Genomic DNA, 12,444 nt, shown 5'->3' with positions numbered 1-12,444 from the left:
CGCAAAAGCAAAAAGCGGAGAACGTTGTCTGGCCCTGTTTAGCCCTGTGGCGAGAGCGATCGCCCTCGCCACAGGATTGCCGGGGTACTGATCAGCCCGGCAACTCCAGATTATCCATCACCCGATTCACCGCCAGCTCGCCGAGCATGATCAGTTGCGCGATCCCCAACAGCGTCCTGCGCTGCGACGCCGGTATGAGGTGGGCGAAGTCATGGGCGATGGTTCTGGCTGAGGCGAGGGTTTCGCTGGCATCAGCCAGTAGTTCCTCGTTTTTGAAGTCTGCGGTGACGGCGTACATCCGGCGGGTTTTACGGGGCGGCGGGGTGGAGCCGGGTGGGCAGAGGTAATGATCGAGCGCGCGTTCGGCGGCGTCGTTGAGTTTTTTTGAATCGAGGGATTCGTAGGGGGAAGCGAGGTCGGTTTCGGGCGGGTTTGGTGTTGGTTTGATCATGGGTAAAGCCTCTAGAGTATTGAAGCTGCCACTGTTCGCTGCTAACGAAGGAGGTGGCGGCTGTACGCGGGTTAGCAGACCAGGACTCTAGAACCCGGCGCACCGAAGTGCCCCACGCAAAGCCGCCATGACGGCAACGGACTTTGTGCGTCTAGAGATAACCCGGGCTGCTAAACCCGATCACTGATAATCAGCGACGGCACCACAATAGAACCCGCTCCCAAGGCGCACAAGCCGGCGGATTCTGGCGTAGCCGTAGGCAAAGGCGCAAGAATTTGTAGCCTTGAAGGCGTGTCTGGAGGTGTCTTTTAAACGCCTGAGTTTAAAAGGCGATTTGCGCTGACTTCACTGGCCCCTTCGCGAGCAGGCTCGCTCCCACAGGTTCGGCGGTGTAAACACAGCCTGGTGATTGACGCAGAAACCTGTAGGAATGAGCCTGCTCGCGATAACGGTGTATCAGTCAGCATGAATGTTGCTGAAAAGACGCTATTGCGAGCAGGCTCACTCCTACAGGGGAAAGTGTTTCAATTCGGGATGGGCGGTGGGTTAGAAACCCAGTGGGTACTGGATCACCACGTAGATACGGTCAATGTCATCACCGGCCTGCGCCTCGTTGGCCCGGTGTGAAACATGTGACACCTGCACCGACAGATCCTTCGCCGCGCCCGATTGCACGACGTACTTCAAATCGATATCGCGCTCCCAGTGCTTGCCACCATCGCCTTGCTGCGGTTGATAACTGCCGCTGTCAGGATCGAACGGGTTGTAGGCGCCACCCTTGGGCGCGTGGGTGCCGTCGATGTGGCTACCGCTGACGTAGCGGGTCATGAACTTCAGGCCGGGGATGCCGAAGGCGCCGAGGTCGAGGTCGTAGCGCGCTTGCCAGGAGCGTTCGTTGGCGCCGTTGAAATCGGCGTATTTGATCGAGTTGGCGAGGTAGATCGAGTCGCCGCCGACGAAATCGAACGGTGTGTCGCCATTGATCTTTTGCCAGCCGAGCATCACCGCGTGCGGGCCGAAGGCGTATTTGCCGGAGAGGCTGAACGCGGTGTTGTCGATGGCGCCGGCCAGCGCTCGGCCGGTGTCGCGGGTGTGGTAGAGGTTGGCGTCGAGCAGCACGCCGGACTGCTTGAAGTGCAGATTGCCGTAGTACTGATGCCAGGTGTCGCTCAGGTCGGAGGCATACAGCGCGCCGCCCACTGGGCTGTCGGTGAACAGATCGGCGCCGAGAAAACTGATCGCGCCGGCCTCGGTATTGGCGCCGTAGCCGTAGAAATCGCCTTTGCCGGAGGAGCTGTCCTGGTTCTTGAAAGCGGTGAAATGCCCGGCGACCAGATTGATGTGGTCGAACTCGGCGCTGTTGAGCAGAAAACCGGTGGCGTACTCCGGTTGCAGGCGTTTGTCGGAGGTGTCGAACACCGGGGTTTCCACGGTCATTTCACCGAAGGCGAGGGTGGTGCGCGAGGCTTTCAGCTTGAGCGCACCGCCTGCGCTGGAGTAATCGTTTTCGCTGCGGCCATCGCTGTCGACCGGCAGCAGACCGGTCCCGGAATGGCCTCTGCCACCGTCGAGTTTCAGCCCGGCGAAGGCGTGGGCATCGATGCCGAAACCGACCGTTCCGGCGGTGAAACCAGATGAGAAAGTGCCGATAAAGCCTTGAGCCCATTCTTGTTTATAGTTTTTGCCGGAGGGTGAGGGCGAGCGGTAGTCGTTGCTCAGGTAGAAGTTGCGGCTGAGGATTTCGCTTTTGGCATCGTCGAAGAAACCGCTGGCGTGGGCGCTGGTGGTCAGACCGCAGAGCAGCGCGAGGAGGGTGAGGCGTGAAGAGGCGCGGTCGATCATGGTCGGTGGCCAGCGGCAATTAAGATGGCTGGGATGATCGCGGGAATGTAGGGCAGGGGATTGAGCGGATGTGCTGAATTTGCGGGGCTACACAAAACCTGTGGGAGCGAGCTTGCTCGCGAAAGCGGTACATCAGTCAACATTTTTGCCGGCTGATAAACCGCTTTCGCGAGCAAGCTCGCTCCCACAGGGTTCTGGGCTGAATGAGGGTTTTGTGGCGGGAGCAAAAATCTGCGTCAGCGATGGCGGTGTGTCGGGCAACATTTTTGTTGCCTGACACACCTTTTGATCGCGTTACGACAATGGCGGCGTGCGCGGCGGGACCTGGCGTTTGCTGCCGGTTGATTCAAACGCGGCGGCGAAACGCAGCAGGTTCGAGTCGTCGTAGGCGCGGCCAGCGAAGGTCAGGCCGACTGGCATGCCGATGTCGGCCATCACGCCCATCGGCACGGTGACGGTTGGCACGCCGAGGTGGCGGATCGCGAGGTTGCCGTTGGCCACCCAGATGCCGTTGCTCCAGGCGATGTCGGCCGACTCCGGGTTGACGTCCGCGTCTGCCGGGCCGACGTCGGCAACAGTCGGGAACAGCACGGCATCGAGGCCCAGCGTGTCCATCCAGTCTTCGAGGTCGATGCGTCGGGTTTGCTCCAGGCCGCGCAGGCCGTCAGGCACTGTGCTGATTTCATTCCACGGGGTGATGCCGCGCTCGGCCATGCGCACGTACTCATCCATGCCGGCAGCCAGATCGCCTTCACGGTTGGGCAGGGTGCCAGGGTCGTGCGGGAAGATTTTCGGCCCGTCGACGTCGACCAGACGATTGAGTTTCGGATCGCCGTTGGCTTGCAGGAAGTCGTCGAACGCCCATGCGGTCAGGTCCCATAGCTCATGGTGAAGAAACTCTTTCGAGACCAGACCACGGGTGAACACGGTTGGCGCGCCGGGGCGATCGCCTTCGCAGTTGGAGACCAGCGGAAAGTCGGTTTCGATGACTTCGGCACCGGCCGCTTCCAGAGCCTGACGCGCCTGCTTCCACAAGTCGATCACAGAGGCGCGGGTGTTGATGCGCTGGCCGGTCGGGCCACCGATGCCCGGGGCTTCGCTGGTGCCAGCCTCGGGGTCGGCATTGATGAACATGCGCGGCACGGCGAAACGCTTGCCGGCCAGCGCTTTGGCGTCGGCAGCCAGATCGGCGTAGGCGGCGGGGCGCACCTCGTTGATGCTCGGGATCGGCACCCACGGTTGCAGACGCCAGAGGTCGCCACGGGTGTCCGGGTCTTCGGCAACGACGATGTCGAGGACTTCGAGCAGATCGGCCATGGTCCGCGCATAAGGCACGACGACGTCCATGGTCGGCGTCAACGGCCAGTTGCCGCGCACCGAGATCACCCCGCGTGACGGCGTGTAGGCGCACAAACCATTGTTCGACGCCGGGCCACGCCCGCTCGACCAGGTTTCTTCAGCCAGCCCAAACGCGGCAAAACTCGCGGCAGTGGCGGTGCCGGCACCGTTCGACGAACCGGAGGCAAACGGCGCGGTGAGGTAATCAGCGTTGTAAGGGCTTTCGGCGCGACCGTAGACGCCACGTTGCATGCCGCCATTGGCCATCGGCGGCATGTTGGTCTTGCCCAGGCAAATCGCCCCGGCCGCGCGCAGACGTTCAATGGTGAAGGCGTCGCGATAAGCCACCAGATCGGCGAAGGCCGGGCTGCCGGACGCTGCCGTGAGGCCTTTGACCAGATAGCTGTCCTTGGCGGTGTAAGGAATGCCGTCGAGCGGGCCGAGGGTTTTGCCTTCGGCACGACGGGCATCGGACGCCCGGGCTTCGTTCAACGCTTCAGGGTTGCGCACGACCACGGCATTCAGCGCCGTTGGGGTGTCGGCGCCATCGTAGGCATCGATGCGTGCGAGATATGCCTGCACCAGTTCGACTGCGGTGGTCTGGCCGGACTCGAGCGCGGCGCGCAGTTGGGCAATGGAAACTTCGGTGACCTCGATCATGCGCTCACCGCTGTTTGAATTTGGGTGTTTTTCCTGGAATGGGTGTTCATATCGGTTCTCGTTGCACAGCTATAAGCGACAAGGTTAAGACTGGCGCCTATTTAACACCAAGCGGCGTGCGGAGTAATCGACGGGATTGTTGTTTGTTCGACAATGAATCTTCGGCGAGCCCTTCGCGAGCAAGCTCGCTCCCACAGGGATCGCATTTCAAACAGGCATCCAGGCTGCCAAAGTGAAATGCGTTCCAAATGTGGGAGCGAGCTTGCTCGCGAAGGCGTCAGCCCGGCCAACCTATCACTTCAGCCGATCACAGCACCCCGTACTCCCGCGCCGTCCGATCCACCGCAATCCGCGTCTTGTCGACCAGCTCATCCAGCTCCGCGCGCGTGGCCACCAGCGCCGGGGCCATGATCATCCGCCCCAGTGTCGAGCGAATGATCAAGCCTTCCTCAAAGCCAATCGTGCGGCAACGCCAGGCGATATCGTTTTCATTGGCAAAACGCTTGCGCGTCGCTTTGTCCTCAGCAAACTGCAACGCAGCCACCAAACCAACCCCCTGAATCTCACCCACCAACGGATGACTGCCGAACACCTCGCGCAGGCAATTCTGCAGATACGGCCCGGTGTCGGTTTTCACCTGATTCACTACGCCCTCATCGCGCAAGGCCTTGAGGTTGGCAATCGCCACGGCGGCCGCCACCGGGTGGCCGGAATAGGTCAGGCCATGGGCAAACACGCCACCTTTCTCGACCAATGCTTCAGCCATGCGCCGCGACAGAATCAAGCCGCCCATGGGGATGTAACCGGAGGTCAGGCCTTTGGCGATCGACAGCGTGTCCGGCTCAAAACCGAACGTCTGATGGGCGAACCATTCACCGGTGCGGCCAAAACCGCCAATCACTTCATCCGCACACAACAACACATCGTATTGACGGCAGATACGCTGGATTTCCGGCCAGTACGTCGCCGGCGGAATGATCATCCCTCCCGCACCCTGAAACGGTTCTGCGACGAACGCGGCGACCTTGTCGGCGCCTAGCTCAAGAATCTTGTCTTCCAGTTGCCGCGCCGCTTGCAGGCCAAACTCTTCCGGGCTGAGGTTGCCTTCATGGGCGAACCAGTACGGCTCATCAATGTGCGCGACATCGGGAATGGTCCCGCCCATCTCATGCATGAATTTCATCCCGCCCAACGCCGTCGCGGCCAGGGTCGAGCCGTGGTAGCCGTTCCAGCGGCCGATCATGATTTTCTTCTCGGGCTTGCCCATGACCTGCCAGAACTTGCGCACGGTACGGATCAGCACTTCGTTGGCTTCGGAGCCGGAGTTGGTGTAGATCGCGTGGCTGTAGTGCTTGGGCAACAGACTGAAGAGCAGTTCGGACAGCTCGATCACCGCCGGGTGAGTGGTGTGGAAGAACATGTTGTAGTAGGGCAGTTGTTCCAGCTGCGCGGTCGCAGCAGCGGCGAGATCCTTGCGCCCGTAGCCGAGGTTGGTGCACCACAGGCCGGACATGCCATCCAGATAGCGATTGCCGTCGTTATCCCACAACGCCAGGCGATCGCCGCTGACCATCACCCGTGGACCTTCCTCGTTGAGCGCCTTCTGATCAACGAACGCGTGGATGTGGTGAGCGGCGTCAGAGGCTTGGTAATCGCGGGTACTGCGGGTCGAATCGAATTCGGCGGACATGGCGGATCTCCAGAGCAAAGGGTAAGTGGGTGCGTTCGTCACAGCGCTGCACGGGGAAAGTTTTGTCATCTAAAAATATTTTTGTAAAGAAAATATTTGTGGGTAAAAAAAGATAACCGTAGGCTGACCGCCATTGGCAACGATCAACAGAGGCAACATGAGCGGACTCAGAGAACGGCAGAAGGAACAGCGCCGGCAGGTGATTGCCGAGGCGGCGCTCGAGTTGTTCAAGCGCAACGGTTTTGCGGCTACCACGCTGGACCAGATCGCCGTGCAGGCGGGCGTTTCCGCGCCAACGGTGGTGAATTATTTCGGCGGCAAGCAGGAGATTCTGCTGGCCTTGCTCAAGCAACCCGACGAGCAAGCCATGCGCGAGGCGCGGGCCAATCTGGACGAGGACAGTGATCCGCTGGAGGCGCTGTGCGAGTTCGAAGGGCTGATGACTGATTACCAGCTACAAGCGATGCCGGCTTCGTTGTGGCGGGAACTGGCGCCGTTTCTGCTGACCGGTGAGTTGGCTGAGGCGATGAGCCCGTGGAATGCCGCCGTGATCGAAGAGACCAAAGCGCTGCTTCTGCATTTTCAGCAGGCCGGCAAAGTGCGCGAATCGATCGATCTCGACGTGGTGGCGACGCTGTTCAACCAATACGCGAACATGGCGTTCATTCGCCTCGCCACGCAGGAAGTCCCGGATCGGGCCGCGCACGCCTTGCACATGCGCGGGGTTCTGAATCTGTTGTGTCACGGCATGCTGGAGCGCTAAGGCTAAAAGACGATGTGCCGGAAGTGGACTAGGCTCACAGCGGTTCAACGCTGGCCCAATCCAGGAGCGCCGACATGGAAGACCAACCGCTGATCACGTTTCAGAGTTCCAGAGCACTGCTCGACGTGCTCATTCGAGCGGGCCTGATCACCGTTCTGGTGCTGTTCTGCTACGACATTTTCCATCCGTTTCTCAATGTCATGCTGTGGGCGCTGATCCTGGCCGTCACGCTGTATCCGCTGAATCAGGCTCTGGGCGCGAAACTCGGTAATCGCTACGGCTGGGCGGCAATCATTCTGGTGCTGCTGGGCCTGGTGATTCTGATGCTGCCGTTGAGCCTGCTGGGTGCTTCGATCGCCGATTCGATCAAGGGCAGCATGCACACGTTCGAAGCGGGGCAGTTCGAGATACCGCCGCCACCGGCCAGTGTTGAAGGCTGGCCGTTGATTGGCGCGCCGCTGTACGGCATCTGGATGCACGCTTCGCAGGACCTGAGCTGGGCGTTTCAGGAGCTGGCGCCGCACCTCAAGGACTGGAGCAAAGTGGTGTTGCATCAAGCCGCCGGCGTCGGCGCAGGCATCGTGGTGTTTGTGATTGCCTTGATCGTTGCCGGGTTGATCATGCACCACGGCGAGCGCGGCCACCGCACAGCGGTTGCAGTCACCACACGCATTTCCGGGCCGGTGCGCGGCCCGCAGATCGCCGAACTGTGTACGGCAACCATCCGCGCCGTGGCGCAGGGCGTGGTTGGTATCGCCTTTATTCAGATGCTGCTGGTTGGCGTGGCACTGGTGGTCATGGGCGTACCGGCGGCCGGCATTCTTGCCTTGATGGTGTTGCTGCTGGGCATCACCCAATTGCCGGTGTTGCTGATCACGCTGCCCATCGTGATTTATGTCTTCGCCGTGGACGGGGTCAGCGCCAGCACGATTATCTTTGCGGTGTGGATGGCGGTTGCCGGACTTGCCGACAACGTGCTCAAGCCGATGTTGCTGGGACGCGGTGTCGCGGTGCCAATGCCGGTGGTGCTGATTGGCGCACTCGGCGGCATGGTCACCAGCGGCATTATTGGTTTGTTCACCGGGCCGGTGATTCTGGCGGTCGGCTATGAATTGTTCATCGGCTGGGTCTATCAACCGGCCGATATCACGGAGCTTCTGGAGAGCCAGCGCAAAGAAAATCTACCGTGACACTTATCCCTCTCGCTGACGCATTGGCGTACACCTCAGCGGACGTCTAGGCTGGTCAGTCAGTCGCCCTTCGGGCGCAACGCCCACGCAGGGACAGGAGCGGAACCGATGAAAGCCCCAGCCAGTATTGTCTGCCTGATGTTCACACTGGTTCTCGCGCCGGGAGTCCGCGCCGAAGACCCGCCGGCGACGCCCCCTCACGCGGCCACCGATGATGCGCCGTTGATCAACCCGCAAGTGGTCGACAAGCTCATCGATATGGGCGATTACCTGCGCAGCCTGCCGAAATTCCAGGTCGACGCCCAAGTCTCGCGCGACACGGTTCTGGAATCCGGGCAGAAGATCAAGACCGAGTCCGCCAACACCCTGAAAGTGGTCGGCCATGATCGCCTGTATGCGAAAAGCGAAGGCGATGTGCGCACCCGCGAGTTTTTCTATAACGGCAAAAAACTCACCCAGTATTCGCCATACCTGAAGTACTACACCACCGTCGACGCCCCGGCCACGGTGGCGGAAACCCTGCACAAGGTCGAAAACTTCTACGGTGTGCAGGTACCGATGGAGGACCTGTTTCTGTTCGGCAGTGATCAGGCGCAGATCGATGCCTTGAAAGCCGCGTTGTACGTGGGCCCGTCGGTCATCAAGGGCCAGCTCTGCGACCATTTGGCGTTTCGCCAGGAGGGCATCGACTGGCAATTGTGGCTGACCCGCTCCGACAAACCCTTGCCGTGCAAGCTGGTGATCACCACCACCGACGATAAGAGCTTCCCCGAGTACAGCGCGGTGTATCAGTGGAACCTCAAGCCGACCATTCCGGACACGCAGTTCACCTTCAAACCGGGCAAAGGCGATGTGGCGATTGCGTTTAAACAGGCCAGCGATCAGGGAGGGCAGTGATATGAACAAGTCGATGACGTGGAGTTTGTTGTTGTCGCTGGCCACCGCCACGCTGCTGACCGCCGGTTATGTCGCCGAAGCCGATGCCCGGGGGCAACGCGCCCAGGGCCATGCCCGCGCCAACGTCAATCGCGCGCCAGCACCGAACGCGCAACGGGCGCAGCGGATCAATGCGCCGCAGCGCACCAACAATGTCAGTGCCGGTAACCGGGTCAATTCGGGCAATCGGGTCAATTCGGGCAATCGGGTCAATTCGGGTAACCGGGTCAATTCGGGTAACCGGGTCAATGCCGGCAACAACGTTGGTAACCGTACGAACGTCAACAACGGCAACCGAAACGTCAACATCGACAACAGCCGCGATGTCGATATTGATGTCGACGGCCATGGCCGTTATGGCTACGACGATCACTACCATCCGGTGGCGGCCGCAGTGGCGGTAACGGCAACCGTCGCGGCCACTGCGGCGGTGGTAGGGGCGATCTTTACCCCGGCGCAAATGCCCAGCAGTTGTGTGCAGGTGATTCAGTACAACGTCGCCTACATGCAATGCGGCTCGACCTGGTACCAGCCGCAGTATCAGGGCAGTGATGTGACGTATGTGGTGGTCAATGCGCCTTGATCAGGCTTTCGGCACCCACGCTTGCATCTGCGCCAGCATGCCACGGCCGCCACGGCGTAACCCGGTGGCCAGGGTCAGCCACGACAGTTCGGTAACGATCACGTGTGCGGCGGGCACCAACCGCACTTCACCGGCGGTGCCGCCGGCCGGCCCACCGTCCGGCATGAAAATCGTCAGCCAGTCATCCACGCTCTCAACGATCAGGCACAGGCGAAAGCCTTCGCCCTCGGCAATCAGGCCGACCTTGGAACCGTCCTCGTTTTCCAGCCCGGCAAACCGCGCCGTGGTGTCCTTGAACAACTGGTAACCGGGCAGGTTGCTGAGCAGCTTGTTTTCCGTGGCCTCCAGCGCCCGCGCCGCCGCAGACGTGCGTGCCAGCAGCCCGGCGAGAAAACACAGGACGATCAGGCCCAGCAACGCCGCCAGACTCACCAGCGTCACGCCCGCCACGTCATAGCCCTTGAACATCGGCAATAACTTTTCTACCGGCCCGCGCAGCAGGTGGATGGCTTTTTCGATCAGCACGACGATCAACACCAACGGCAGAATGAACAGCAGACCGCCGACCACGGTGGTCTTGATGAACTTGAACATGACGGCTCCTTGAATGACGTGCGATCGGATTCAAGGCTAGCTGATAAAAATCTTGAGCCGGGTGGTGAAAGCGGTTCGAATGGCGCACTCCCGTTATCCATCAATAGAACAACGAGCCTGAGACATGACAACAGCCCGGCCGTTGGTGCCCGATCAAGAGCAATGGCAACCCTGGACACCTGACGAATTGGCCCGACGTCTGAGCGCGGTAAACCGCCCGTGGTGTGTGGTCGGCGGCTGGGCGCTGGACTTGTGGCACGGGCGGCAAACCCGGACTCACAGTGATCTGGAGTTCACGGTGTTGCGGGCGGATTTTGCGTGTTTTCGTCAGGCGCTGAGCGATCTCGACTTCTACGCGGTGAAGGACGGTACGTTCCAGGTTTTGTCAGCGATTTGCTTGCCCGCTGCAGATATTTTTCAGGTCTGGGGATACGACCGCGCCGCGCAGGCTTGGCGCGTGGATGTGATGATCGAACCGGGCACGCCGGACACCTGGGTTTATAAACGCGATCCGTCGATCGTCTGTTCACGCGCCGACATGGTGATGCGCAGCACGGCCGGCATTCCGTATCTGCGACCTGCTGCCGTTCTCTTGTTCAAAGCCAAGCACACGCGCGCCAAAGACCGCAGCGATTTCGCCATGGCTTTACCGCGGATGTCGGTGCAGGAGCGCGTGTGGCTGGTTCGACATTTGACGCTGTTGCACCCGAAGCACGACTGGCTGGACGCTGTTCAGGCTTGATCAGCGCCGCCAACTGCCCAAGGGTAACTCGACCTCGCGCTCGGCAGCAGCCAGCGCTTTCTCCAGCCCGGACTTGTCCAGCGGCGCGCAGTAAGCCGGTTTCGCCCGCTCGAATCGCCAGCTCTCATCGAGGCCTCCGGCGTCGACCGCATCGAAGCCGAGTTCGTCCAGCAAACCCACGACCAATGCCTTGGCGTCAGCGTCATCTGCGGCGACGGGCAGGGCGCGCCGCTCGCTGGAATCATGCGGGCGGCCATCCGTAAGCAAGTCCGCGGCGAGGATGGCATTGAACACCTTGACCACCGTGGCACCGCGCAAATGCTCTGCGAGCAAGCGGCTGGTGGTGCTCTGGAACGTGTCGAGTACGGCGATGTGGCCGTCGCGATCAGGGTAATAGTTGTTGGCGTCGAGCACGGTTTTCCCTTCGAACCAGGCTGGCGGCAGGCTCGGGATGTGTTCGTAGGGAATGGCCAGCAACACCACGTCGGCAAACTGTGTGGCCTGTTCGGCCGTGCCGATCTGGCAGCCGGTGATGCCGGCGAGCACGCTGCTCATGGTCTTCGGGCCGCGTGAGTTACTGAGCATTACTTCGTGCCCGGCGGCGAGGACGATTTGCGCGACGGCGCGCCCGATGAATCCGGCTCCAACGATTCCAATGCGCATGGTGTGTTCCTCTGTCAGGTGGGGAGCCACTATGATGATTCCTGCCCAGATGCAGATAAATTGCACTCTGTTACTTACTTTCGCTAACAGGAGTTTCGAGTGGATCGGCTGACCAGCATGGCGGCTTTCGTGATGGCGGCTGAAGCGGGCTCGTACGCCAGCGCTGCGCAACGCCTCGACATGTCGGCGCAAATGGTCGCCAAACACGTGGCCGCCCTTGAACAGCGGCTGGGTGCGCGGTTGCTCAATCGCACCACGCGCCGGCAGAGCCTGACCGAACTGGGCCAGGCCTACTACGAGCGCTGCAAGCACATCGTCACTGAGGCAGAGGCCGCTGATTCGCTGGCGCAGATCATGAATGACACGCCGCGCGGCAAGCTCAGGATCAGCGCGCCGGTAACCTTCGGTTCGTACAGCCTGATGCCGTTCATGACCGCGTTCTTGCGCGAATTCCCTGAAGTGGAAATTGATCTGCACCTGACCGACCGTGCGGTGGATCTGGTGGAGGAGGGGTTTGAGGTGGCTTTCCGGATCGGCCCGTTGGCCACGGCTAGCCTCACCGCCAGGCCCTTGGCCGCGTATCGCTTGATTGTCTGCGCGGCGCCACGCTATCTGGCGGAACACGGCACACCGCAAGTGCCCACCGATCTGCAACAACATGAGTGCCTGGGTTATGCCTATTGGTCACGGCCTGCCGATCACGAGTGGTCGTTTTTCAACGGTGCGCAGGTCGAGCGCGTGCCGGTGAGCAGTCGCTTGCACGTCAACGAGAGCAAGGCGTTGTTGTCAGCGGCGGTGGATGGTTTCGGGATTGTGCTGGGGCCTGCCGACTTTCTTGAACCGGCATTGCGCAGAGGCGAGTTGGTGAGGTTGTTGGAGGGGTTTGAGGCGCCGAGCAGAGCGATGCATCTGCTGTACACGGCGCATCGGCAGAAGACCGCGAAAGTGCGCCAGTTCATCGATGCCGCGGTCAGCCGATTTGGCTGACCGGG

General features: G+C 61.0%; 12 protein-coding genes. 6 read left to right on the top strand and 6 right to left on the bottom strand.

The features are described from left to right. Nucleotides 1-91: 91 nt before the first annotated feature. From CLU80_RS29140 to CLU80_RS29120, 4 genes are all read right to left on the bottom strand, one after another. Entirely contained in the window at nucleotides 92-451 is a 360-nt protein-coding gene (locus CLU80_RS29140) for a DUF6124 family protein (RefSeq protein ID WP_064119605.1), read from the bottom strand. Between the two features lie 546 nt (nucleotides 452-997). Beyond that, nucleotides 998-2,293: an OprD family porin gene (locus CLU80_RS29135; protein WP_099759209.1), complete on the bottom strand. Its 1,296-nt coding sequence runs from the start codon at nucleotides 2,291-2,293 to the stop codon at nucleotides 998-1,000. Between the two features lie 294 nt (nucleotides 2,294-2,587). Beyond that, nucleotides 2,588-4,291 carry an amidase gene (locus CLU80_RS29125; RefSeq protein WP_099759208.1) on the bottom strand — a complete coding sequence of 568 codons (1,704 nt, stop codon included), beginning with the start codon at nucleotides 4,289-4,291 and terminating at the stop codon, nucleotides 2,588-2,590. 307 nt (nucleotides 4,292-4,598) lie between these two features. After that, nucleotides 4,599-5,981: an aspartate aminotransferase family protein gene (locus tag CLU80_RS29120; protein ID WP_099759207.1), complete on the bottom strand. Its 1,383-nt coding sequence runs from the start codon at nucleotides 5,979-5,981 to the stop codon at nucleotides 4,599-4,601. Between the two features lie 157 nt (nucleotides 5,982-6,138). Here CLU80_RS29120 and CLU80_RS29115 point away from each other — a divergent pair, with 157 nt between their 5' ends. From CLU80_RS29115 to CLU80_RS29100, 4 genes are all read left to right on the top strand, one after another. Next, nucleotides 6,139-6,744: a TetR/AcrR family transcriptional regulator gene (locus CLU80_RS29115; RefSeq protein WP_099759206.1), complete on the top strand. Its 606-nt coding sequence runs from the start codon at nucleotides 6,139-6,141 to the stop codon at nucleotides 6,742-6,744. 74 nt (nucleotides 6,745-6,818) lie between these two features. After that, entirely contained in the window at nucleotides 6,819-7,934 is a 1,116-nt protein-coding gene (locus CLU80_RS29110; RefSeq protein WP_099759205.1) for an AI-2E family transporter, read from the top strand. A 108-nt stretch (nucleotides 7,935-8,042) separates the two neighbouring features. Further along, the gene (locus tag CLU80_RS29105; RefSeq protein ID WP_099759204.1) at nucleotides 8,043-8,831 is read left to right on the top strand and encodes a DUF2092 domain-containing protein; all 789 of its coding nucleotides are present in this window, start codon (nucleotides 8,043-8,045) and stop codon (nucleotides 8,829-8,831) included. A gap of 1 nt (nucleotide 8,832) precedes the next feature. Next, entirely contained in the window at nucleotides 8,833-9,453 is a 621-nt protein-coding gene (locus CLU80_RS29100; RefSeq protein WP_099759203.1) for a hypothetical protein, read from the top strand. Here CLU80_RS29100 and CLU80_RS29095 read toward each other — a convergent pair whose 3' ends face one another. Continuing rightward, complete coding sequence (locus tag CLU80_RS29095) at nucleotides 9,454-10,047, bottom strand: DUF502 domain-containing protein (RefSeq protein ID WP_099759202.1); 594 nt, start codon at nucleotides 10,045-10,047, stop codon at nucleotides 9,454-9,456. A 124-nt stretch (nucleotides 10,048-10,171) separates the two neighbouring features. On the opposite strand from CLU80_RS29095, the gene CLU80_RS29090 reads away from it, so the two are divergent. Next, nucleotides 10,172-10,789 (top strand): nucleotidyltransferase domain-containing protein, encoded by a 618-nt coding sequence (locus CLU80_RS29090; protein WP_099759201.1) that lies wholly within the window; start codon nucleotides 10,172-10,174, stop codon nucleotides 10,787-10,789. Here CLU80_RS29090 and CLU80_RS29085 read toward each other — a convergent pair whose 3' ends face one another. After that, nucleotides 10,790-11,452: an NADPH-dependent F420 reductase gene (locus CLU80_RS29085; protein ID WP_093431421.1), complete on the bottom strand. Its 663-nt coding sequence runs from the start codon at nucleotides 11,450-11,452 to the stop codon at nucleotides 10,790-10,792. Between the two features lie 117 nt (nucleotides 11,453-11,569). On the opposite strand from CLU80_RS29085, the gene CLU80_RS29080 reads away from it, so the two are divergent. Beyond that, a complete protein-coding gene (locus CLU80_RS29080; protein WP_286079832.1) occupies nucleotides 11,570-12,439 on the top strand; it encodes a LysR family transcriptional regulator in 870 nt (289 codons plus the stop codon). Nucleotides 12,440-12,444: the final 5 nt, after the last annotated feature.

Origin of the sequence: Pseudomonas sp. 29 (genome assembly GCF_002754355.1) — a bacterium.
Classification (GTDB): Bacteria; Pseudomonadota; Gammaproteobacteria; order Pseudomonadales; family Pseudomonadaceae; genus Aquipseudomonas; species Aquipseudomonas neuropathica.
The sequence above is the reverse complement of the archived record's forward strand: the minus strand, read 5'-3'. Positions and strand labels throughout refer to the sequence as shown.